Source organism: Ilyobacter polytropus DSM 2926, from assembly GCF_000165505.1.
Classification (GTDB): Bacteria; Fusobacteriota; Fusobacteriia; order Fusobacteriales; family Fusobacteriaceae; genus Ilyobacter; species Ilyobacter polytropus.
The window spans coordinates 606,561-630,127 of sequence record NC_014633.1 but is presented as its reverse complement, the minus strand read 5'-3'; the positions used below and the strand labels follow the sequence as shown (position 1 = coordinate 630,127).

15 protein-coding genes are annotated in these 23,567 nt (G+C 34.7%); 6 read left to right on the top strand and 9 right to left on the bottom strand.

Features of this window, described 5'->3' with window-relative positions:
* Nucleotides 1-163 precede the first annotated feature (163 nt).
* Genes ILYOP_RS12840 through ILYOP_RS12820 form a run of 5 tightly spaced genes read right to left on the bottom strand, consistent with a single transcriptional unit; the run spans nt 164 to nt 6,005 of the window.
* Complete coding sequence (locus ILYOP_RS12840) at nt 164-1,816, bottom strand: peptide ABC transporter substrate-binding protein (RefSeq protein ID WP_013388931.1); 1,653 nt, start codon at nt 1,814-1,816, stop codon at nt 164-166.
* 39 nt (nt 1,817-1,855) lie between these two features.
* On the bottom strand, nt 1,856-2,863 hold the full coding sequence (locus tag ILYOP_RS12835; RefSeq protein ID WP_013388930.1) for an ABC transporter ATP-binding protein: 1,008 nt from the start codon (nt 2,861-2,863) through the stop codon (nt 1,856-1,858).
* Nucleotides 2,864-3,877 carry an ABC transporter ATP-binding protein gene (locus ILYOP_RS12830; protein WP_013388929.1) on the bottom strand — a complete coding sequence of 338 codons (1,014 nt, stop codon included), beginning with the start codon at nt 3,875-3,877 and terminating at the stop codon, nt 2,864-2,866. It abuts the gene before it with no gap.
* Nucleotides 3,878-3,894: 17 nt separating this feature from the next.
* The gene (locus tag ILYOP_RS12825) at nt 3,895-5,070 is read right to left on the bottom strand and encodes an ABC transporter permease (RefSeq protein WP_013388928.1); all 1,176 of its coding nucleotides are present in this window, start codon (nt 5,068-5,070) and stop codon (nt 3,895-3,897) included.
* Nucleotides 5,071-5,084: 14 nt separating this feature from the next.
* The gene (locus ILYOP_RS12820; protein ID WP_013388927.1) at nt 5,085-6,005 is read right to left on the bottom strand and encodes an ABC transporter permease; all 921 of its coding nucleotides are present in this window, start codon (nt 6,003-6,005) and stop codon (nt 5,085-5,087) included.
* 404 nt (nt 6,006-6,409) lie between these two features.
* Here ILYOP_RS12820 and ILYOP_RS12815 point away from each other — a divergent pair, with 404 nt between their 5' ends.
* Nucleotides 6,410-7,153, top strand: a complete 744-nt coding sequence (locus ILYOP_RS12815) for a hypothetical protein (protein WP_013388926.1) — start codon at nt 6,410-6,412, stop codon at nt 7,151-7,153.
* A 162-nt stretch (nt 7,154-7,315) separates the two neighbouring features.
* Nucleotides 7,316-7,975, top strand: coding sequence for a murein L,D-transpeptidase catalytic domain family protein (locus ILYOP_RS12810; protein WP_013388925.1), 660 nt, complete (start codon nt 7,316-7,318; stop codon nt 7,973-7,975).
* A 118-nt stretch (nt 7,976-8,093) separates the two neighbouring features.
* On the opposite strand, the gene ILYOP_RS12805 is transcribed toward ILYOP_RS12810, so the two are convergent.
* On the bottom strand, nt 8,094-10,439 hold the full coding sequence (locus ILYOP_RS12805; protein ID WP_013388924.1) for an aminotransferase class I/II-fold pyridoxal phosphate-dependent enzyme: 2,346 nt from the start codon (nt 10,437-10,439) through the stop codon (nt 8,094-8,096).
* Nucleotides 10,440-10,911: 472 nt separating this feature from the next.
* On the bottom strand, nt 10,912-13,062 hold the full coding sequence (gene kamA, locus ILYOP_RS16215) for a lysine 2,3-aminomutase (protein WP_013388923.1): 2,151 nt from the start codon (nt 13,060-13,062) through the stop codon (nt 10,912-10,914).
* A 735-nt stretch (nt 13,063-13,797) separates the two neighbouring features.
* Between kamA and ILYOP_RS12795 the strand changes: the two genes are divergently transcribed.
* The 4 genes from ILYOP_RS12795 to ILYOP_RS12780 all read left to right on the top strand — a co-directional run bounded on the left by ILYOP_RS12795 (nt 13,798) and on the right by ILYOP_RS12780 (nt 22,197).
* A complete protein-coding gene (locus ILYOP_RS12795) occupies nt 13,798-15,048 on the top strand; it encodes a pyridoxal phosphate-dependent aminotransferase (RefSeq protein WP_013388922.1) in 1,251 nt (416 codons plus the stop codon).
* A gap of 473 nt (nt 15,049-15,521) precedes the next feature.
* Complete coding sequence (locus ILYOP_RS12790; protein WP_013388921.1) at nt 15,522-18,959, top strand: pyruvate carboxylase; 3,438 nt, start codon at nt 15,522-15,524, stop codon at nt 18,957-18,959.
* 243 nt (nt 18,960-19,202) lie between these two features.
* Nucleotides 19,203-20,192, top strand: coding sequence for a YhdH/YhfP family quinone oxidoreductase (locus ILYOP_RS12785; RefSeq protein WP_013388920.1), 990 nt, complete (start codon nt 19,203-19,205; stop codon nt 20,190-20,192).
* 655 nt (nt 20,193-20,847) lie between these two features.
* Nucleotides 20,848-22,197: an ATP-dependent nuclease gene (locus ILYOP_RS12780; protein WP_013388919.1), complete on the top strand. Its 1,350-nt coding sequence runs from the start codon at nt 20,848-20,850 to the stop codon at nt 22,195-22,197.
* 59 nt (nt 22,198-22,256) lie between these two features.
* Here ILYOP_RS12780 and ILYOP_RS12775 read toward each other — a convergent pair whose 3' ends face one another.
* Together ILYOP_RS12775 and ILYOP_RS12770 are read right to left on the bottom strand one after the other, a co-directional pair.
* Nucleotides 22,257-22,712: a threonine/serine exporter family protein gene (locus ILYOP_RS12775; protein ID WP_013388918.1), complete on the bottom strand. Its 456-nt coding sequence runs from the start codon at nt 22,710-22,712 to the stop codon at nt 22,257-22,259.
* 18 nt (nt 22,713-22,730) lie between these two features.
* Nucleotides 22,731-23,471 carry a threonine/serine exporter family protein gene (locus ILYOP_RS12770; RefSeq protein WP_013388917.1) on the bottom strand — a complete coding sequence of 247 codons (741 nt, stop codon included), beginning with the start codon at nt 23,469-23,471 and terminating at the stop codon, nt 22,731-22,733.
* Between the last annotated feature and the right edge of the window lie 96 nt (nt 23,472-23,567).

Below are 23,567 nucleotides of genomic sequence, written 5' to 3'. Positions count from 1 at the left end.
CTCCTTATAAAGAATAAATTTATTAATAAAAAGTCAGCCCAATATAAAGCTCGGAAAGACTTTTCAATATATATAACAAAATACATAATCAATTATAACATATATTTTTTTAATAATAAAAAAAAGTAAGGCCGAAGCCTTACTTTAAAATAAAATCATTGAATTATTTTACCATTTCTGCATTTCCGAAATACCAAGTTCCTAAGATGTCTCTTTCCCATCCTTTAACATATTCTTGCACCATCATAGGTCCAGTATAGTAGTAGATAGGCATAGTTATCATCTCGTCCATAAGAATTTTTTCTGCTTCATAAAGAAGAGCATCTCTTTCAGTTCCCTGAGTAACTTTTGACTTTTCGATAAGTGCATCATATTTTTTATTAGAAGCAAATTTCTTTTCGTTAGTTGTCCATTTCCACTGTGCATCGTTGTTTCCAGAATAAGATGTCCATAGATCAAGGAATGTCATAGGGTCAGCATAATCTCCTATCCATCCTGCTCTTGCAATCTCAAAGTTACCAACGTGTCTAGTGTCTTGGAATACAGCCCACTCTTGGTTCATAAGCTCTACGTCTATTCCAAGGTTTTTCTTCCACATCTCCTGTACAGCTTCAGCTATTGCCTTGTGTCCCTCAGAAGTATTGTAAACTACAGTAAGTTTAGGGAATCCTTCTCCGTTAGGGTATCCGGCTTTAGCAAGATATTCTTTAGCTTTTTCGATATCTGCAGTTACACTGATATCAAAATCTCCAGCAGTAGCTCTGAAGTCTCTTCCTTCTGAATCAAAAAGACCATTTGGAACGAATCCTGTAGCAGGAAGCTGTCCGCCTTTTGCTACTTGTTCTGTGATTGCCTTTCTGTCGATAGCGTATGTAAGGGCTTTTCTTACATTTACGTCATCAGTTGGTTCCTTGTCTACGTTGAAAATATAGTAATAAGTTCCCAAGAATGGAGCTATAGAGAAAGTAGGGTCTTCAAGCTGAAGTCTAGGTATATCCTGCTGTGGCACTTCTCCATCTCTAAGGATGTCAAGTTCTCCATTTTCATAGGCGGTAAGAGCTGTAGTATTGTCGACTATCTCTTCGAAAATTATTTTATCTAATTTTACATTTTCTCTGTTCCAGTAGTTTTCATTAGGAAGAAGAATTATCTTATCAGAAGGGCTGTACTCGCTAATTACAAAAGGTCCGTTTGAAACAGCGATAGTTGTATCTTTTGCCCATCCTTCAGGTTTCTGGGTAACTACGTCTTCTCTTACAGGCATGTAAGTGTAGAATGTAGTAAGAGCAAGGAAATATGGAGTAGGACCAACAAGTGTAACTTCTAAAGTCTTATCGTCGATTGATTTTACTGCTACATCATCTGCAGAAGCATTTCCTTCAAAGTATTCTTGAGCACCTTGAATATAGTAAAGTTGGAAAGAATATTCTGAGGCAACTGCAGGGTCAAGGGCTCTCTTCCATGCATACTCAAAGTCTCCTGCCTTTACAGGCTGACCGTCAGACCATTTGGCCCCTTCTCTGATATGGAATGTATATACTTTACCGTCTTCAGATACCTCGTATGACTCTGCAGTTGCAGGAACTGGCATCCCTTCATTATTCATTCTCATAAGACCTTCGAAAGTATTGTTGATAACGATACCTCCGTCAGTTGCTGAGTTTAGCTGTGGATCTACAGTTTTTGGTTCAGCTCCAAGGTTGAATACAAGCACTTGCTCTGTATCTTTTCCTGTTGACGCTTCTTTTTTACCACCGCATGCTACCATGAGAAGTGATAAGATTAGAATTCCTAACATCATAAATCTTTTCTTCAATGTGTTTCCTCCCTTTATATATATTTGTTTAAGATCAAATTATTTATTATTGTAGAAGTCCTTTGAAAAATGACAGGCAGCCATATGTCCAGGAGCAACTTCTTGTAAGATCGGCTCTTGTTGTGAGCAAATTTCTTTGGCATATTTGCACCTTGTTCTGAATCTACATCCGCTAGGTGGATTAAGAGGACTTGGGACATCTCCCTCTAGAATCTCTCTTTCCATCTGGGCATTGAGCTCAGGGTCTGGTATAGGTATAGAAGACAGGAGTGCCTGGGTATAGGGGTGAGCAGGTTTTTCATACAGTTCATCACTTTCTGCCACTTCAACCATTTTACCAAGATACATTACCCCTATTCTGTCAGATATATGCTTTACCATAGAAAGGTCATGGGCTATGAAAAGATAAGTAAGCCCCAATTCCTTCTGCAGATCTTCAAGCATATTAACAACCTGTGCCTGAATGGATACATCTAAAGCAGAGATAGGTTCGTCACAGATGATAAACTCTGGATCTACTGCGAGAGCTCTGGCTATACCGATTCTCTGTCTTTGACCACCACTGAATTCATGAGGATATCTGCTTGCATGGTCTTTGCTTAGACCGACTTTTTCCAGTAGTTCATATATTCTGTTTTGTCTATCTTGTCCTTTGGCAATACCGTGAATATCTAAAGGCTCACCTACAATATCTGCTACAGTCATTCTTGTATTAAGTGAAGCATATGGATCTTGGAATATCATTTGAATTTTTTTTCTAAATGGAATCAAGTCTCTTTCTTTTAAGTTACTGATGTCCTGTCCGTCAAAAATTATATTTCCAGCGGTGACATCATAGAGCCTTATAAGAGTCCGTCCTGTAGTTGATTTACCACATCCGGATTCTCCTACCAATCCAAAGGTTTCACCTTTTTTTATATAAAAGCTAACATCGTCTACTGCTTTTACATATTGGGTTTTTTTTCCAAAAAAACCTTTTTTAGATTCAAAATATTTCTTTAAGTTTTTTACCTCTAAAAGTATATCTTCCTTTTTTATATCAGACACTTATTTAGCCCCCCTTCTGACACCGGTATCTACTTCTACATGAGGCGCATTTTCATCGAGAAGCCAGCACATAGCCCTGTGATTGGGACTAGAAGAATAGTAATCTGGTTTTTCTTCTAAGCAGATATTCATGGCATAGTCACATCTAGCTGCGAAAGGGCAGCCCACTGGTGGTTTTAAAAGGTCAGGAGGCGTCCCGTCTATTGGGATGAGTCTCTCTTCCTCTACTAGTTTTGGGATGGATTTTAGGAGCCCCATTGTATAGGGGTGCTTTGGTCTGTAAAAAATCTCTTCAGTAGTACCTTCCTCCATGATTAATCCGCCATACATAACTATAACTCTAGAACATACGTCAGCAACTACACCAAGATCGTGAGTAATAAGTATAATGGATGTATTTATTTTTTCTTTCAGATCTTTCATTAGTTTTAATATCTGAGCTTGTATTGTAACATCAAGAGCAGTAGTCGGTTCATCTGCTATAAGAAGATCCGGTTTACAAGATAAAGCTATGGCAATCATCGCTCTTTGTCTCATACCACCACTGAATTCGTGTGGATAGTTGTCTATTCTTGTCTCAGGAGACGGAATTCCAACAAGTGTAAGCATTTCTATGGCTTTTTTTCTTGCCTCATCTTTTGAAACTTTTTGGTGAATTTTTATGGCTTCCATAATCTGATCACCAACAGTATAAACAGGGTTTAGTGAAGTCATAGGATCCTGAAATATCATGGCAATCTCATTACCTCTTATATTCATCATCTCTTTACTGTTTTTCTTCAAGAGATTCTCACCCTTAAATAAAATTTCTCCTTCTTTTACCTTTCCAGGGTGCTGAAGTAATCCCATTACTGACATGGAAGTCACACTTTTACCACTGCCAGACTCTCCTACTATACCGAGAGCCTCACCTCTTTCAAGATGATAACTCACCCCTCTCACAGCCTGAACTTCTCCGAGGTGAGTGTAAAAAGAGGTTTTTACATTTTTCAACTCTAATAATTTATCCGACAAATCAAAACACCCCTTTATTATTTACGTAATCTAGGATCTAGTGCATCACGCAGTCCGTCTCCTAGAAAATTGAATGCAAGCATAGTTATACTAATTGCCAAGGAAGGAAATATAAGTTGATAAGGATATGACCTTAATCCACCTAAGGCATCACTTGCAAGAGTTCCCCAAGAAGCTTGAGGAGCTGATACTCCAAGACCGATAAAACTAAGGAATGATTCCGTAAAAATTGCGCTAGGGATCATCATTGTCAGTGAAACAATAATAGGTCCCATGGCATTTGGAATAATATGCCTTACTAATATTCTCGTATTACTAGCCCCTAAAGTCCTAGCTGCAAGAACATACTCGTGTCCCTTGATAGAAAGTGCTTGTCCTCTTACTATTCTTGCCATATTTACCCAATAAGTGATACCCATGGCCAAAATAATAGTTTTGAGACCCGGCGCTATTATTACCATCAGAAGAATTACATAAAGAAGAAGAGGTATAGTACTTATCAAGTCTATAAATCTCATCATGAATGAATCTATTCTTCCTCCGACATATCCTGAAATACCACCATAGAGTATACCTACAAAAAAGTTTACCAGTGTAGCCATAACAGCAACTGTAAGAGAGATTCTAGCTCCGTAAAGAACTCTTATAAAAAGATCTCTTCCAAAGGAATCACTTCCGAAATAATAGGTCTTATTAAAGACTTTCTTCAGCGGCTGTATTTCAGAATCATTTACAAATATTTGAAATTTTTTAATATTTGGATTTTTTTTCGCGTTTCTGGCATTCTTAAAATCCAAAACAACTTTATTTCCGTCGATTTCATATTCTTTTTTCAAATTTGGAATATCTTCTTTTGACGGAAGAATCATATCAAACAATTCTCCCTTTTCAGAAACTGAGATAAGCTTGTATTCTGAATGGACATAAACAAAATTATCGGCGTCAACTTTGTAAATTTCAAATCTAGGAGGTATGTTTCCAAGATTTAGATTCTGATCCTCATAACTGAATTTTGAAATTATTGGTCCAAAGATAGCTAAAATAAACAATAAGACTATTGTAACTAGACCAATCATAGAAAGTTTGTTTTGTTTTAGTCTTCTCCAGGCATCCTGCCAGTAAGTAAGACTGGGTCTGACTACTTTTTCTTTTTCAAGGGCCTCTTTAGGGACCCTTTCCCATCTTTTATCCATTAAGTGACTCCCTCCTAATCATGCAGCTTTATTCTCGGATCTATAATACCGTAGATTACATCCACTATAAAGACCATAATAATATAGAAAGCAGCATAGAAAACAGTAACACCGATAATGACTGTGTAATCTCTATTACCTACGCTTTCTACGAAATATTTTCCCATACCCGGTATGGCAAAAATTTTCTCGATTACAAATGATCCGGTTAGGATACTAGCGATCATAGGACCTACATAAGTGATAACTGGAATAAGAGCATTTTTAAGTGCATGTTTTCCGATTACTACAAATTCAGACAATCCTTTAGCCCTTGCTGTCCTTATATAATCCTGCTGCAGAACCTCTAGCATACTAGAACGTGTTAGTCTCGCTACAAAAGCAAGGGAAAATCCGCTTAGTGCGATAACAGGCCCTATAAAGTGTTTCCAGGTCTTAAGTCCAAAGGACGGAAGGACCTGAAGTTTTGCACTGAAGACATATATTATTAGTGTAGCCATTACAAAACTAGGAATCGTTACACCTATTGTGGCTAGTATAGTCACCACATAGTCTTCCCACTTGTTTTGCTTTAATGCAGATATAATACCCAGTGGAATACCGATGAGAAGAACCACCAATACTGCCATCATTCCAATTTTTGCTGAGGCTGGAAGTCCTTTCATAATCATATCTGTCACATCTACCCCTACCTTTTGGAATGAGGGTCCAAAATCAAAAGTAAAAACCCCTTTAACATAATCAAAATACTGTACGTGTAAAGGCTGGTCTAATTTGAATTTTGCTTCAAGTGCCTCTATAACTGCAGGCGGCAGAGGCTTTTCTCTAGTAAAAGGTCCTCCGGGTATAGCATGCATCAAAAAGAAAGTAGCAGTAACTACAAGATACAGTGTAATAAACATTTGTATCATACGCTTTACTATAAATCTACCCAATTTGTTTCTCTCCCTTCTAAAAAATATATTTTATAATAAATTTAGTCGTAAATATGCAGATAAAGATTTAAACAAGTCTTCATTTTATGAATATTTCCGGCTAAAATATTATTGACATAAAACTGACATAGTGACATTATATTCTAATAATTTTTTTCAATAAAATATAATTTATTATTTATATGCTCATTATTTCAAGGTAGTTTTGTACAAAATTTCACTATAATGAGTGCAATATTAAGCTTTTTTTGCTGAAAGATTCTTAAATTTTTTTAATTTTTTAAAAAAGTCAACTTAGTTATGTACTTAGTATTCATGTTTTAAGATAGATTTTTTTATTTTAATATGTTAAAATAAATGTTATTTGAATATGATCTCATATAAAATCAAATCAGGTGGTGGAAATGAAAAAATTAAATTGGAAGGTTTATACTGGTATATTACTAATATCTATGTCGATAATATTCTATCTTATTGCATATTTTTTATTTAAAAATCCACATCATATTGTTGAATTCCTTATAGAAGATATTGCTTTTATGTTTATTGAGGTTTTGCTGGTTACACTGGTTATACATAAAGTTCTTGAGAACAGGGAAAAGCAGGAACGTATGGAAAAATTAAACATGGTAATAGGAACCTTTTACAGTGAGGTAGGAACCGAACTTTTAAGTATTATAGCAAATATGGATGAGGGTATAGCAGGGTCTCAGTCTAGATTTAGTGTAACAGACCGTTCTTCCGAAAAGGAATTTCAAGATATGTGTGACTTTTTAAAGGGACACAAAAGTGAATTCGCTATAGAGGAAATTGAGTGGTCTAAGTTAAAGTCTCTCTTAGAAAATAAAAAATCTTTTCTATTGAGACTCCTTGAGAATCCCAACTTATTGGAACACGAAAGTTTTACGGAACTTTTGTGGGCTGTTTTTCACCTTGCTGAAGAGCTGAGGTATAGGGGGGCTCTTCATGAACTTCCTGAAGAAGATTATCAGCATCTTACAGGAGATATGAATAGAGTGTACGGAGAATTAAAACATCAATGGATCAGCTATATGAAACATCTGAGAAAAAGTTATCCTTATTTATTTTCTCTTGCCTATAGAACAAATCCATTTGATCACAATGCTTCAGTTATAATAAAAAAATAAATTGTTAAATGTCAGCTTTACAGGCTGGCATTTTTTATGAAGAATATTTTAAGTCTTATAATTAAAAAGATATTAAAAAATATAAAAAAATCTTTTTGAATTTCTAAAAAAAAGCTATAATGTAATTGTAATATGTTTATTTACAATTATCAGGAGGTACTTATGAGAAAAAGAATGATTAAGTTTATAGTTCTTTTAAGTTTGTTGATGTCCTCTACTTCTTATGCTCTTACTCCCAACAACTTTGATTTAAAAGACCTGTATGCTAGAATTAACCTAAAAGAAAAGGTTAGTTTTGAAATTTTTAAAAATGCTATAGCTGGATACCAAAAAATAAAAGAGAAAAAAAATTCCAGTATTTTAACTATTATTGATTATACAAAACCATCTACTGAACAGAGATTTTTTGTATTGGATATTGAAAATAAAAAGTTACTTTATGAAACATATGTAGCTCACGGTACAAGAACAGGTGATATTTTTGCTGAAAAATTTTCTAATACTGTTAATTCTCACAAAAGTTCTGTAGGATTTTTTCTGACAGATGAGACTTATGTGGGAAGTAAGGGTTATTCTTTGAGGCTAGAAGGGCTCGAAGAGGGGATAAATGACAATGCCAGAAAAAGAGCGATAGTTATCCATGCTGCAGACTATGCTAACCCTGATTTTATAAAAACTAGCGGAAGATTAGGAAGAAGTTGGGGCTGCCCTGCACTTCCTGAAGAACTTTCACCAGAGATTATAGACACCATAAAAAATGGAAGTGTCTTATTTGTAAATGGTAATGACTCGAATTATGCAAAGAAAAGTAAGTTTATCTAAATTATTGTAGTCTGAAAATAAAACAAAGAATACCCATAAATAGTTAGGTTATTTGGACTTTACTATTTATGGGTAATTTTATTTTTTAAATTTTTAATACTCTGTGTTTTATTAGAAATTAATCAGGATTCTTAACATACTCAGTAAGCTCTTTTACAAATTCCATTGTTTTACTGTTTTTGTCATAGATTGGATTGAATTCTACAATATCCACAGATGTAATGGTATAATTTTTAAATAAATATTTGAAACTGTGGAATATATCATCAGGGGCAAAACCACCTCTGACAGGAAGGCTGACACCTGGGGCGTACTCAGGATTGAGAACATCGATATCAAAACTTATATGTAGGTTGTCTACATCTAAGTATTCTCTGACTTCGTCTAAAACTACATCTATTCCCCTTTGAGCTATCTCATCATAAAATACAACTTTTACTCCACTTTTATTTATGATCTCTCTCTCTTGCTCATCAAGGTCCCTTACACCAAATAGTACAATATTTTCACTTTTTATTTTAGGTCCGTCATAAAAACAGTTGCATAGATCCTTGTCCCCTAGTCCCTGTAAAAGTGCAAGAGGCATACCGTGAATATTTCCAGTAAGTGTGCTTTCTTGAGTGTTCATATCACCGTGGGCATCCATCCAAATGACCCCTATATTTTTTTCTTTGGCTACTCCTGCTATAGTTCCTATGGCTATAGAATGATCTCCTCCTATTGTAATAGGCCTGTAACCATCTTTTACTGCTAAATTTACTGTATGGGCAACTCTTTCACAAGTATCAAGAATAGTGTTTTTATATCGAAGATTTTGAACAGAAAAATCTTCCTTTTGTCTCTCGATTTCGATAACTTCCATTTCATCAAAAACATCTGGATAGTTGTCCCAGAGAGCTTCCAATCCAAATTCAATTCCTGTTTTGTTGGCCCCTAGGTTCATAGGCACACCAAATAATTGGTTTTTCATTTTTTCTGTATAGATATATACTGCATCTTCTTCCTCAATTACATTAATGTATTGAAGTTCGTGATCATCCATTCCCTGAATGTGAAGTTCGGCGTCTTTGAGTTCTTTTATATGCTCTATAATGTCTGAGGTTATTCTTTCACCGGGACAGATAATAGGTATTCCAGGAGGATACGCCATTATAAGCTCACCGCAGATTTTTCCCTCACTTTCAGCAAAAAGAATTTTGTTCTTTACACTGTTAAAAGCCTCTCTTGGTATAAGTACAGGTTCAGGAATAGCAGGCATTTTTAGGGATTTTCTGTGAATTTCCTCTTTACCAAAGAATCGTTCACTTATATCTCTCAATGCATCACTAAGTTTCCCGATACTTTCTTCAGAATCACCTAGGGTTATTATAGCTAAAACATTATAGTAATCAGACAGTTCAACTTGTATATTGTATTCGTTTACAAGTAGAGTTTCTAGCTGAAAACCTGTTAAACCAAGGTCTCTGGCTGTTATTGTTAACTTTGTAGGATCAAAGGCATAGATACCCTCTCTTCCAACTATCTCTATTCCAAAAGATGATACTCCTGGTATTTTGTTGATTTCACTTCTGAGTTTATGTGCAAGGGAAATACTCTTGGTGAGAAGTTCTCTTCCCTCAGTTGCAATCTGTCTTCTGGCGCAGTCAAGAGATGCCATCAATATATATGAAGGAGAAGTTGTGTGCAGTAAACTCAGTATCTGTTGTACTCTGTTTTGATCAACCCTGTCTGAATTTACATGCAATAGAGACATTTGGGTGAGAGCACCAATTATTTTATGTGTACTCTGTGCACAGATATCCGCTCCTGCATCTACCGCAGATATGGGCAGATCTTCGTGAAAATGAAGATGTGGACCATGAGCCTCATCAACAACTAGTGGTATATCATAGCTGTGTGCGATGTCAGCAATTCTCTTGATGTCAGTTGCTACACCGTAGTATGTAGGATTTATTATAAGGACCGCTTTTATATCAGAATGTTGTTTTAGCATTTTTTCAACTGTTTCTGGTTTTACACCGTGTGCAATACCTAAGTCATCATCAATCTCAGGATTCATATATATAGGTTCTGCACCACTTAGGATTATAGCTGCAGTTACAGATTTGTGAACATTTCTAGGAACAAGGATTTTTTCTCCTGACTTCACAACTGCCATTATCATAGCCTGGATAGCACCAGATGTACCATTGACTGCAAAAAAGCTTTTTTTTACGCCATATGCATCAGCAGCAAGGTCTTGAGCCTCTTTTATGCAGCTTTTTGGCTGATGCAGTCCGTCTACCATCTTAAAGATGGTAACATCTATGGAAAAAGCATTTTTGCCTATAAAGTCAAAAAACTCCTTATCCATTCCTGCACCTCTTTTGTGCCCCGGTACATGAAAGGGGACGATTTCCCTCTTTGCATATACATCCTTCAATACGGAAAATAGCGGGGTCATGTTTTGATTTAGCTTAGTCATATCTCCTCCTTTTTTATCATCTTCCCAGACGATATTTTTTCTAATATTTATAAATGAATTAAAAAAATACCTCTAATACTTATTTACAGCCGATACTGAAGTTATCTTTTAAAAAGAATTATTACAGCCTTCTTTTAGCTGGACGAGACATTCTATTCCTTTTCTTTGCAATAGTCAAATGGTATTTTTAAAATATTTTTTTAGACTTAAACAATGAGAAAAATAAAGATATAGATACTATATTGGAATCCATTAAAAATAAGGCTTGTAAATAAAATAATTAGTGTTTTTGATTGTGAAATAAATGGAATTTTACAGTTTTTTATCAAAAAAATATTTAAATTTTTACTTGTGAATCAAAATTCTAACACAATAAAAGCCTGTTAAAAATCATCTAATGATTATTTAACAGACTCTTATTAAATTTTAATTAAATTACAAGAGTAATTTTTTTTTGGGTTTTATATTTATTTTAGAGTATGTTTTTATACCAGACATTCATACTTTCTACATTTCCAAATATATTGGTATTGTTGGTCAGTGTTCCTGTATACTCATATTTATTTCTAGCAAATGCTTTATTCATTCCTTGAGATCTTGCACGGGCGATGGTGTAAAGTATTCTGAAATTTCTTTTCTTTAATTCTACTTCCATTGCTTTTAATAATAAACTTGCAAGTCCAGTCTTTCTGTATTCTGAATCAGTTGCGAAGTCAGTCATTTCCGAAGTCATATTTTCCCTGTCAGTTTCTGAAGATGATAGGGCTACAAGCTGATCATCGTGCCAAACACCAAAATAGATAACGTTTTCTCTCATTGTTTCTAGTATGTAATTTTCGTCGTGTATCGGGAAAGGATAAGTTTCAAATACTTTTTCATATAAAGATGCCATCTCTTCAATGTCACTTTCACCACACACACGGATTTTAAATTGATCAGCTAATTTTCTGAGGTTGTATGTATCCACATTTTTAGAATTATAGAGGACGCTTTCGATTATCTCCTCGTAGGGTTCATTTTTTCTGTTTTCATTTAGGTATTTTGACATAAAATATAAATTTTCACCATTTTTAAAGAAACCGGGAACATGAGCCTCTCTGATATAGTCATTTTCTAGAAAATAACCATAAGAAGTTGTAGGAACCTTGGCAATAATTTTTCCGTATCTATTTTTGTAGGCCAAGTCATAAAGACTTGTGAATATATGAGGAACATCTGTGTGATCTAACTTCATAAGATAAACTCTGTTGTTATTTTTTCCGTGATGAACAATTGAGTTTGAAATTTTTTCTATTTTATCCTCGTTCTCTGTTTCTTCTCCTTCTCTTCTTTCTATTCTCTGATTGTTGTCTGGTGTGAGAGAGATATCATCATTTGTGTCTGACAAGAGTTTGGTTATTCCCACACTGTTATAATCTACGACACCATCAAGATTTAAATGTAAATTACAGTTATCACAGTCATCATCACATAACTGAGTTTTGTAATTATCAGGTTCTCTATAAGTTGTAATTACTCCCTCATAATTACGGAGTATTACTTTGTTTTGTGACCAAGATATAAGGTAACTTGGCATTACTGGAATTTTACCACCACCGCCAGGTGCATCTATAACATACCTAGGAATGGCGAAACCACTTGTATGTCCTATAAGACTTTCTATTATTTCTATTCCCTTTCCAACAGGAGTTCTAAAGTGACTTAGACCCTCTGAAAGATCACACTGATAGAGGTAATATGGACGAATCCTATTTGCAACAAGATTATGAACAAGTTTTTTCATGATTTTAGGGCAGTCATTGACTCTTGATAATAAGACAGACTGGTTACCTAAAGGAATACCTGCATCAGCTAGTCTGCTGATTGACTTTTTAGACTCTTCTGTAAATTCTTTTGGATGGTTAAAGTGAGTATTGATCCATATAGGATGGTGCTTTTTTAATACGTTTATTAAATTATCAGTGATTCTCTGAGGCAGAACAACCGGGGTTCTTGTACCTATTCTGATAACCTCCACATGAGGTATCTTTTTTACCTCTGATAAGATCCAGTCTAGATAGTCGTCACTTAATAAAAAAGGATCTCCTCCTGATAAAAGTACGTCACGTATCTCAGTGTGACTTTTGATATATTCAATACCATTCATAATAGTTTCTTTATCAGGGATATTGTCCATATCTCCAACTTTTCTTTTTCTGGTGCAGTGTCTGCAATACATGGAACAGACATTACTTACAAGTAATAAAACTCTATCTGGATATCTATGGGTTATCCCGGGCACCGGACTGTCATGATCCTCATGAAGTGGATCACTCATATCGCAATTTGTAAGATTTAATTCTTCAATATCAGGCACAGCTTGTTTATAGACTGGATCATTTTTATAGTCGCCAATATCTATAAGTGAAAGGTAATATGGTGTTGCCGCAAATGGGAATTGTTCAATTGTCTTTTGCATTGATTTTTTATCTTTAGCGTCTAGCTCAACATCAAAAACAGACTCTAAAGTTTCGATATCCTTAATGGAATGCTTTAACTGCCATTTCCAATCATACCACTTTGAAATACTTGATTTTCCATCTAATTTTTTTACTATTTCTTCTTTGTTAATTTTTTTATACATAAAAATCTAACACCCCCGGAGATATTATAACACATAATTCAATTCATAACAAATCTAAAAAAGGAATTAAGAATTACTTTTTTCAAATATAAAAAATACGGATTTCTTTTCAAACACTCTTTATAGTATGAATTTTGTAAAATGAAAATTACTGCGATTTAAAGAAGATGAGTTTTTAGTAGACAAATTTTTTATTATTATTGTGAAATTTAAAGTTAAATATTGAATTTTTTTGAATAATAAAGTAAAAGATTTTGTTTGGAATGAGAAATTATTAAAGATCAAAAGTTCACAAATAAGAATAAAACCTTATGGAAACATAGGTCCCAGATAAAAATAGAAAGTGTCGCAAAAAATGAGAAAGATATATATTAATATCCTTGAGTGAATTTCTTTCACGAGATAAGTAATAAATATGTTTAAAGTCAGTAATTTATTTATAATTATTTAAAGGAGACACTTTAGAGATCAATAAGATTTTTGAATATATTAAAATAATTATAATTTTTTTGGAATTTGAAGGAAGTCCAAGTTTTTTTATTCAAAATAGTGTAAAAATTAGTTGATGTTTTTCTTGTGAATAAAAAGTGAAATAATTGATAAAATTAGGTATGTTTTTTTTATAATGCTTGACAAATTGGAGCTAATGAAGTAGTTTATATACAAATTTAAATTTAGTTTTTAAGTTATTTTAATATTATATAATTGATATATTTTGAAGAAGGGGGAGAAAATATGAGTCAATTTACATCAAAACATTCCCAGGGGAAATATCTGTCAGATGGGGTTTTCGGGGTTGCAAAAGAAGCTAGAGAAAGAAAGGCTGAGCTAGGAAACGATAAGGTCATCGATTCAACTCTTGGGGTATTTTTCACGGAAAATGAGGAGTTGGGTACTCTGGCAACTTTCTTTGAGAAATACAATGAACTTGATTCTCTAAAAAAAGCTAAATATGCAGAGGCTATCATAGGAAACAAGAAATATCTAGATGCCGTTGAAAACTGGGTTTTAGATGATGTAAAAAGGGACTTTTATGTGAGAAGTGTTGCTACTGCAGGAGGAACAGGAGCCCTTAGCAATACAATGTGGAACCATCTAGATGCTGGGCAAGCAATTGTTTTTCCAGATATAGCCTGGGGATCTTATAAAGTAATGGCTAGAGAGTATTCTTTAGAGACAATGGAGTATGAGCTTTTTGATGAAAATGACACTTTTAATGTAAAATCCTTCTTAGATAACTGCAGGGAAGCTGTGGACAAACATGGGAAAGTGGTGGCAATAATAAATGATCCATGCCATAACCCTACTGGATATACAATGAATGATGTAGAGTGGAAGGAAGTTATAGAGGGACTCAACAAAATAGGTGAAAAGGGTGCTGTTATTCTTATAAATGATATAGCCTATATGGACTTTTCTTTCAAGGGACTAAAAGAATCTAGACAGTATATGAAAGCCTTTAACAATATATCTGACAATGTAATGGTAATAATAGCCTTCTCAATGTCTAAAAGTTTTACAAGTTATGGATTTAGAGTGGGAGCTCAGATAGCCCTTGCTAAAAAAGAGGAGACTGTTGAAGAGTTTAAGAAAATAACTGAGTTTTCATGCAGATCTAGATGGTCTAATATCCCAAATGGGGGAATGGAAATATTTTCTGATATAATGAATGACGCTGACCTTCTGAAGAAGTCAAATGAAGAGAGAGCTGAATTTGTGGATATGCTAGCTACAAGAGGAAATATATTTAGATCTGAAGCTAAAGAGTGTGGTCTGCCTATATATCCGTATAAAGAGGGATTTTTTGTAACTGTAAGACTGGACAAAGAAAAGACTTTAGACCTTCAAGAAGCTCTTAAAAAGAAAAATATTTTCACAGTAGCTGTAGGCGGTGGAATAAGAATAGCTCTCTGCGGTTTAACTCAAAAAAAGGTAAAGGGGTTGGCCTTCACTATCAAGGAAACATTGGATGAACTGAAAAAGTAGTAATATGTGTGGAAGTATAGAGGCTCTGGGAAATGTTCTCAGAGCTTTTTCTATAACATGAAATATTTTTGAACATTCAATAAATATGAGGTGTTTAGCTTTATAAAAATAAAAAAATTCTTGACAAATGAGTCGATTTACTGTAAATTGATTTTAATAAGCGAGCTGGAATTGGTGAAAGCCGGCATTTTTTTCAAAACTTTAATAACATAAAGAGAATAACTAATTTTTAGAGAACTTTAAATATATTTATATGAATCTTTTCGTGCCCAGCATGATTAGTAGTAGTATATATGTTTTACAGGGATTTAAAATCATTTGAGCTTATTTTATTTTTAAGCTGTGATTTTAAGTGCCTGTATTTTTTTTACGGATTTATAGGGTTTATGAAGGTTAATGAGATTTTCATCGGTAAAATATTAGTAGTTATGGGGAATCACAAATTTAAATATTTGATATATAGGGGGGATAATATGTCTAGAAAGTTTAAAAGAGTACTTATTGCAAACAGGGGTGAAATTGCAATAAGAATAATAAGAGCATGTAAAGAGCTTGGAATAAGGGCGGTGGCTATATATTCGGAAGAAGATAAAACTGCTCTCTTCAGAATGAAGGCTGATGAAGCCTATATGATCGGTAAGAATAAGGGGCCCATCGACGCCTATCTTTCAATAGATGAGATAATTCAGTTAGCTAAAAAAAAGGGAGTAGATGCGATACATCCTGGCTACGGATTTCTTTCTGAAAATCCTGAATTTGCAAGAAAATGTGATGAGGCTGGAATCGAATTTATCGGGCCTACAGCTGAGATGATGGAGAGTCTAGGGGATAAAATAAAGTCTAAAATAGTATCTGCAAAAGTAGGAGTTCCCACTATACCAGGAGTGGACAAGCCCATAAAATCTGAAGAAGATCTACTTTCTTTTTCCGAAACATGTGGGTATCCTATAATGCTTAAAGCCGCTGCCGGTGGTGGAGGACGTGGGATGCGTATAGTGAGAACTCATTCAGAACTCATTGACTCATACAGAAGTGCTAAAAATGAAGCCATGAAGGCCTTCGGAATAGATGATATATTTGTGGAAAAATATGTTGAGAATCCAAAACATATAGAAGTTCAGATATTGGGAGATAAATCTGGAAACATAGTACACCTTTATGAAAGAGACTGCTCTGTACAAAGAAGGCACCAAAAGGTTGTTGAGATTACGCCTGCAATTACTCTTTCTGAGGAAAAAAGAAAAGTTATATGTGCAGATGCAATTAAAATAGCAAAATCAGTTAATTATAGAAATGCAGGTACACTTGAGTTTTTGGTAGATAAAGATGAAAACCACTATTTTATCGAGATGAATCCTAGAGTACAGGTAGAGCATACTATCAGTGAGATGGTAACAGGTGTAGATATTGTACAGAGTCAGATACTAGTGGCTGAAGGTTATAGTCTAGATTCTGAAGAGATAGGAATACCGTCACAAGACAGTATAGTGGCAAGAGGATATTCCATTCAGTGCAGAATTACAACAGAAGACCCGGTAAATAACTTCGCACCAGATACAGGAAAGATAGATGTGTACAGAACAGGTTCTGGATTCGGAATACGTCTTGACGGAGGAAATGGGTATTCAGGAGCTGTAATCAGTCCATATTATGACAGCCTTTTGGTAAAAATAGTTTCTCACGGAAGAAGTTTTGAGGACGCTCGAAGAAAAGCACTACGTTCTATAAAAGAAACTAAGGTTACTGGAGTAAAAACAAATGTCGCTTTCCTAATAAATGTTCTAAATCATCCTGTATTTGCAAAGGGAGAATGCAATACCAGTTTTATCGGAAACCACAGTGAATTATTTGAAAATTCTGTAAAACATGACTTTGAAGGAAATGTTGTAAAGTTTATAGCTGAAAAGGTAGTTAATGAAACTCACGGTGCAGAAAAAGATTTTGATGTTCCTATAGTTCCAGGAGCTAAAAAACCTGATAATTTATATGGAACTAAGCAGATTCTTGAAGAAAAAGGAGCTGAGGGAGTTGTTGAGTGGATCAAGGCTCAAAATAAACTTCTTCTGACAGATACTACTATGAGAGATGCACATCAATCTCTAATGGCTACACGTGTGAGAACAACAGATATGATAAAAATAGCAAAGGACACTTCTATTCTGGCTAAAGATTTATTCTCAATAGGATGCTGGGGAGGAGCTACATTTGACGTATCCTACAGATTCCTAAAGGAATCCCCTTGGGACAGACTAAGAGAGATAAGAAAGAGAGTTCCTAATGTGCTTCTTCAGATGCTTATAAGAGGTTCTAATGCAGTAGGTTATAAGAATTATCCTGATAATGTAATCAAAGAATTTATAAAGCAAGCCTCTGATAACGGAGTGGATGTTTTTAGAATCTTTGACTCGCTGAACTGGGTAAAAGGAATGGAGCTTTCTATTCAGGAAGTAATAAAAAACGGAAAAATTGCTGAAGCTTGTATATGTTATACAGGAGATATACTTGATAGTAAAAGAAGCAAATATACACTTCAGTACTATATAGCTAAGGCAAAGGAAATAGAAAAAACAGGGGCACATATTTTAGGAATAAAAGATATGTCGGCTCTATTGAAACCATATGCAGCCTTTAAACTTGTAAAGGCTCTAAAGGAAAATATATCTATACCAATACATCTGCACACTCATGATACTACAGGGAATGGGGTAGCTACATGCCTCATGGCAGCAGAAGCAGGTGTGGATATAGTAGATACGGCTTTTGATGCCATGTCAGGACTAACAAGTCAACCGTCTCTAAACTCTATAGTTGCAGCACTTGAAAATACTGAAAGGGATTCAGGAATTAATCTTGACGATGTCCAAAAAATATCTGACTATTGGAATGCAGTAAGACCTGTATATGCTCAGTTTGAATCTGGTCTTAAGTCTGGTTCAACTGAAATATACAAGTATGAGATACCAGGGGGACAGTATTCAAACCTAAAGCCTCAGATAGAAAGTTTTGGGCTAGGACACAGATTTAATGAGATTAAAGAGATGTACTGTAAGGTGAATACTATGCTTGGAGATATAGTAAAGGTAACGCCTTCTTCAAAGATGGTCGGAGACCTTGGTATTTTCATGGTTAAAAATGATATGACTCCTGAGAATTTCATGGAAAAAGGTAAGGATATGGCATTCCCAGACTCAGTTGTGGCATATTTTAAAGGGATGATGGGACAGCCTGACGGCGGATTCCCTGAAGATATTCAAAAGATTGTCTTAAAGGGAGAAAAAGCAATAACTTGCAGACCTGGGGAGCTGTTACCACCTGAAGATTTTGATGCAATTATGAAGGACCTAAGTGCTAAACATGGAATAGAGGCAACTATGGAAGATGCAATTAGTTATGCACTTTATCCTGATGTTTTTGAAGCCTATTTAGAATATTTGAAGGAGTACGGAGACTTCAGTTCTATAGGCAGTGACATCTATTTCCACGGACTTGCAGAGGGCGAAACATGTGAAGTTAAAATAGGAGAAGGAGAAGCTCTTGTGATAACTCTTCTTCAAATTTCTAAGATTGATTCAGAAGGGTACAGGACTGTAACCTTTGAATTGAATGGAAACAGAACTGAGGTAAGGGTAAAGGATAAATCACAAAAGGTAGCTTTTGGAGAAGATACATCAGCTAAAATGGCTGATCCTGGAAATGAGAAGCATATAGGGTCGAGTATCCCTGGAACTGTCACAAAAGTCCTTGTGAAAGAGGGAGAGGAAGTAACAGAAAATCAGGTGGTTGTCATAATAGAGGCCATGAAGATGGAAACAAATATAACTGCAAAAAATGCAGGAATAATAGAGGAAATATATGCTAAAGAGGGTCAAGGGGTAAAGGCAGGACAGTTGCTTATCACTATGGCTGAATAAAAGATCAGAGTCAAACCGTGAGGTTTGGCTCTTTGCTTTTTTTTTGAAAAAACTCTTTATTTTTGAGGAAACTAATTTCTCTATGAGTTTGGTTTGTGTCTCGAAAAAATTTAGGGTATAACTACTATAGTGAGGAATTGTAAAGTCATAGAAAAATAGAATCTGAATATTTGCATTGACACAGAAAAAAAAATGATGTAAGATAAAAGTACGAAACCGAACTAAAAACGCAGGAGGTAAATTATGAAATTTAGAGCAGTTAGAATATTTGAAGAAGATGGGAAATTTCTAAAGAAAATAGTAGAAAGAAGTATAGATGATCTTCCAGAGGGTGATGTTGTAATCAATGTAAAATACACATCATTAAATTATAAAGATGCCTTATCTTGTATAGGTAACAGAGGAGTGACTAGAAATTATCCTCATACTCCTGGGATAGATGCTGCAGGAGTGGTAACAGAATCTAAAACTTCTGACTTCAAACCTGGTGATGAGGTAATACTTACTGGATTTGATTTGGGTATGAATACCGACGGAGGTTTCGGAGAATATATAAGAGTTCCCAAGGAATGGGTTATAAAAAGACCTGAAAACCTTTCTTTGAAAGAAGCTATGGTCTATGGAACGGCAGGATTTACAGCTGGACTTTCAGTTTATGAGCTGATGAAAGATGTCAAACCTGAAAACGGAAAAATCCTTGTAAGCGGAGGAACTGGGGGAGTAGGAAGTCATGCAGTGAGATTCCTCTCAAAAATGGGATATAATGTAACGGCTGTTATTAATGGCGATCAAGAGGAGAAGCTGGCAAAAGAGCTTGGAGCCAAAGATACTGTTAATAGAGAAGTATTAGATGATAAAAGTGGAAAGGCACTATTGAAGCAAAGCTGGGCAGGGGTTGTTGACACTGTAGGTGGAAATCCTCTTTCAACTGCTATAAGATCGGCAAGCTATGGAGGAGTAGTCACAACCTGCGGGAATGTAGCGGGAGGAGAATTACCTTTCTCAACAGTATATCCGTTTATACTGAGAGGAGTAAAACTTGTAGGGATTGATTCTGTACAGTGTCCTAAAGAAAAAAGGGAAAAAATATGGGAACTTATATCTAAAGAATGGAAGGGAGCAAATCTTGAGTCAGGGATAAAAGAAGTAGACATGGCTGGTATTTTCGATGAAGTGGAAAATATGCTGAATGGCCGGCTTATAGGTAGAGTAATAATCAGACACAAAGGATAGAAAACTTAGTGTAAATTAATAATTGTAAAAACTTGAGAGGTCTTAGGACCTCTTTTGTTATTTAAAGGAAATCAAAATTGATTGCGAATTATTTTCTTAAAATTAAATTATAAATAGCCATTTGAAATGATTCGATATAAGTTACTGACTTTATTTGAACCTCTTACTTTTCTCTTGAAAGAAAAGTAACCAAAAGTTCAAGAATTTTCAAATGTCTAGGAAGTAGATATTTCTTTTATCGCCTTTGTAAGCTACAGTCCTCGGTTCCCTGCGGAACTTATTCTGTAGGACGGCTGAGTGCAGGTTCTTTCCTGTATAAGCCCTGGACTTGAAATTCAAAAAAAATAAAAAATACTCCTATAGCTATGTTTAGATTTACAATATTCCAAATCTTTTGATCTACTTGGCCATTGATAAAATAAGCGTTAAGAATAACTGAGAGAAATCTCTAGAAAAAATCAACTGTCTGAGCGTAGCGAGTTTTGATTTTTACTTAGATTTCCGAAGGCATTTAGCTTATTTTTCACAGGCCTTGATTTTTGGTTACTTTTCATCAAGGAAAAGTAACGGAACGTTGGATAAATTCAATAATTTAATTTTAAATAAAGGTGACAACTTGGTTTAAATACAAAATATATGGAAAGGGGTTAATTTTATGTACCTAAAAAAAATAGACATAAAAAACTGGAAATCAATAGAAAATGAGAGTATTGACCTAGAGAATCTAATGCTGTTGATAGGGGGGGCCAACCACGGGAAATCAAGTATTTTTTCAGCAATATTATTTTTTCTGGGAGAGCGAAACTATAGAAAAAAAGATAAGAGAAAAGGTGGAGGTAGTGTAGAGATACAGGGGAAATTTCAGATAGTGTCCCTGGAAAAACTAAAGAAACTAAAACCTTATTTAGATAAAAATGACGAGCTTGTACTTAGAATAACAGGTGGAGACGACGGATTTACATACAAGGTGGTCAAAGAGTACAAGATTAAAGAAATAGAATGGAATGATTATCAGGATATTATAAAAAATATAGAGGTTGTTTTTATTCCTTCAGTGGCGGCAACTTCAAAAGAGCTAACTGATTTTTTCTATAAAAAACTTCTCACGGTGCTCAGTAATGAAGGTGCATGTGACAAAGGGATAATCGAAGAAATAAAGACAGTTTATTCTGTATTGCAGCAGGATTATGCAAGCAGGGGCCTTCAGAGAAATGTAATATTTAATATTGCCAGGATTCTTTCTAGGGAATCTAAAAATAAAAAAAGAAGTATATTGGGAAATACCTTGATTTTATATGAGGAACCGGAACTTTATCTGCATCCTCAGGCAGAAAGAGAGCTATACAACACATTGATACATCTTTCTAAGTTTGGGACTCAGATATATGTGTGCACACACTCTAGCAACTTTGTAGGATTGAAGCAATATAGGTCGATATGTATAGTAAGGCGTGATGAAAGGGGAACAAAGGTTTTTCAAAACAGAAAAAGACTTTTTTCTAGAGATGAGGTCAAAAGATTTAACATGAACTATTGGATAAATCCAGACAGAAGTGAACTTTTTTTTGCTAAAAAGGTGATCCTAGTAGAAGGACAGACAGATAAGATACTTCTTCCTTATCTGGCAGAATGTATAGGGGTATATAAATATGAATATTCTATAATAGAATGTGGCAGTAAAAGTACTATACCCCAGTTTATACGTTTGCTGAATGGGTTTAAGATACCATACACAGCTGTATATGATAAGGATAAGCATGATTGGAGAACTAAATACGACAAAGAAAACGCAGAATTTAAAAATAAGGGAATTCAAAGAAGTATAAATTATTCCATAGGAAGTTATGTGGAGTTTGAAAATGATATAGAGGAAGAAATAGAGGGCAGCGACAGAGATAGAAAAAACTATAGGCACAAGCCTTTTATGGCATTGAAAAAAGTCATGGCAAAAGATTATGTCATACCGGACAAACTGATAATTAAAATAGAAAAAATATTCAAGTGAAACCATTATAATAGAATGAAAATAAAAAAAGCTCCTTTAAAAGAGCTTTTTTTATGGATTTATTTAGAAATTATTCTTGAGGCAATTTTTTTTCTGTGGATATCTTTTAAAATTTTTATAAAAGATGTTACAAAGACTATACCCATGGCTAAGGAACATGATATAAGGAAGGTCTCTATTCCCTTTGAAAATGCCGCCAGAGGTTTTTCTTTTATGATATTATACATCGTGTAGTATATACCTCCTCCTGGAACTAAAGGAATCAGCCCACATATGAGGATTGTAGTGACTGGAGTCTCTAAATACTTTGCAAATATTTCAGAGAAAAGGGTCAAAGCTATGGAGGACAAAAAATATGAAAAAGATACTGAGTATCCTGCATTTATGCATAAAAGATAGGTGAGCCAGCTTATTCCACCTCCTATAGAGGTGAAGAAAAGTTTTTTTCCTCTGATATTAAAAATTATTGCAAAACAAAATGTGGCAATTAAAGAAAATAAAACCTGTTTTAACATAAAATAAACCTCCGAAATTTATAACATTAATGTGAGAACGGCACCTGTTCCTATAGCCAAAGATGTTGCTATAAGCAGAGCCTCTACACCACGGGCAATTCCAGCTATAAAATCTCCTGCAATAATATCCCTGACTGCATTTGTAAGGGCCAGTCCTGGAACTAAAAGCATAAGTGATCCGATAATTATCTTGTCCAAATTATCGGCAACTCCGATTTTTAAAAAGAAAACTCCAATTACTGCACATATTGAACCACCTACACTGTTGATGATAAAATTATTTATTTCAAGTTTGGTGGAAATACGGATGAAAATATTTAATGCTCCACCTACAATCATTGCAACAATGAAATCCCGGTAGGTTCCCCCGAATATAACAGAAAAAGATGCAGCACAAAAGGCATAGGCCAAGAAATTTAAATGCATAGGGTAAGGTTTTTTTATTTCAATGGATTTTAACGACCTCATAAATTCTTCAGGAGTATGTTTATAGGCCTCATCGGCGAGTAAGTTTACTCGGTGTATTTTATCGAGATTGGTGCCACGTTTTGAAATCCTAACTATTAAAGAGGATATGTTTCCCTCTTGGTCTTCAAGTGATGCCATTATTCCCGTAAGAGTGGCAAAGCAGTCGGAAGAATATCCGTACATTTCACATATTTTACATACGGTATTCTCCACCCTGTGAGTTTCTCCACCGTTTTCGAGGATAATTTTTCCTGCGTAGGTGGAGAGTTTTAATATTTTATCTGTTATCATCTGCCATCTCCTAATTAAAAAAATTTTAGCAAATAAAGTATAAGTAATTAATCTAAATATTTCAACAATTTTTATAATATCCTTGTATAAATAAAA

Excerpts from the sequence above, each read along its gene's own strand:
- ILYOP_RS12825 (WP_013388928.1), bottom strand. The coding sequence starts at position 5,070 with ATGGATAAAAGATGGGAAAGGGTCCCTAAAGAGGCCCTTGAAAAAGAA.
- ILYOP_RS12780 (WP_013388919.1), top strand. The coding sequence starts at position 20,848 with ATGTACCTAAAAAAAATAGACATAAAAAACTGGAAATCAATAGAAAAT.
- kamA (WP_013388923.1), bottom strand. The coding sequence starts at position 13,062 with ATGTATAAAAAAATTAACAAAGAAGAAATAGTAAAAAAATTAGATGGA.
- ILYOP_RS12810 (WP_013388925.1), top strand. The coding sequence starts at position 7,316 with ATGAGAAAAAGAATGATTAAGTTTATAGTTCTTTTAAGTTTGTTGATG.
- ILYOP_RS12775 (WP_013388918.1), bottom strand. The coding sequence starts at position 22,712 with ATGTTAAAACAGGTTTTATTTTCTTTAATTGCCACATTTTGTTTTGCA.
- ILYOP_RS12805 (WP_013388924.1), bottom strand. The coding sequence starts at position 10,439 with ATGACTAAGCTAAATCAAAACATGACCCCGCTATTTTCCGTATTGAAG.
- ILYOP_RS12815 (WP_013388926.1), top strand. The coding sequence starts at position 6,410 with ATGAAAAAATTAAATTGGAAGGTTTATACTGGTATATTACTAATATCT.
- ILYOP_RS12795 (WP_013388922.1), top strand. The coding sequence starts at position 13,798 with ATGAGTCAATTTACATCAAAACATTCCCAGGGGAAATATCTGTCAGAT.
- ILYOP_RS12785 (WP_013388920.1), top strand. The coding sequence starts at position 19,203 with ATGAAATTTAGAGCAGTTAGAATATTTGAAGAAGATGGGAAATTTCTA.
- ILYOP_RS12770 (WP_013388917.1), bottom strand. The coding sequence starts at position 23,471 with ATGATAACAGATAAAATATTAAAACTCTCCACCTACGCAGGAAAAATT.
- ILYOP_RS12790 (WP_013388921.1), top strand. The coding sequence starts at position 15,522 with ATGTCTAGAAAGTTTAAAAGAGTACTTATTGCAAACAGGGGTGAAATT.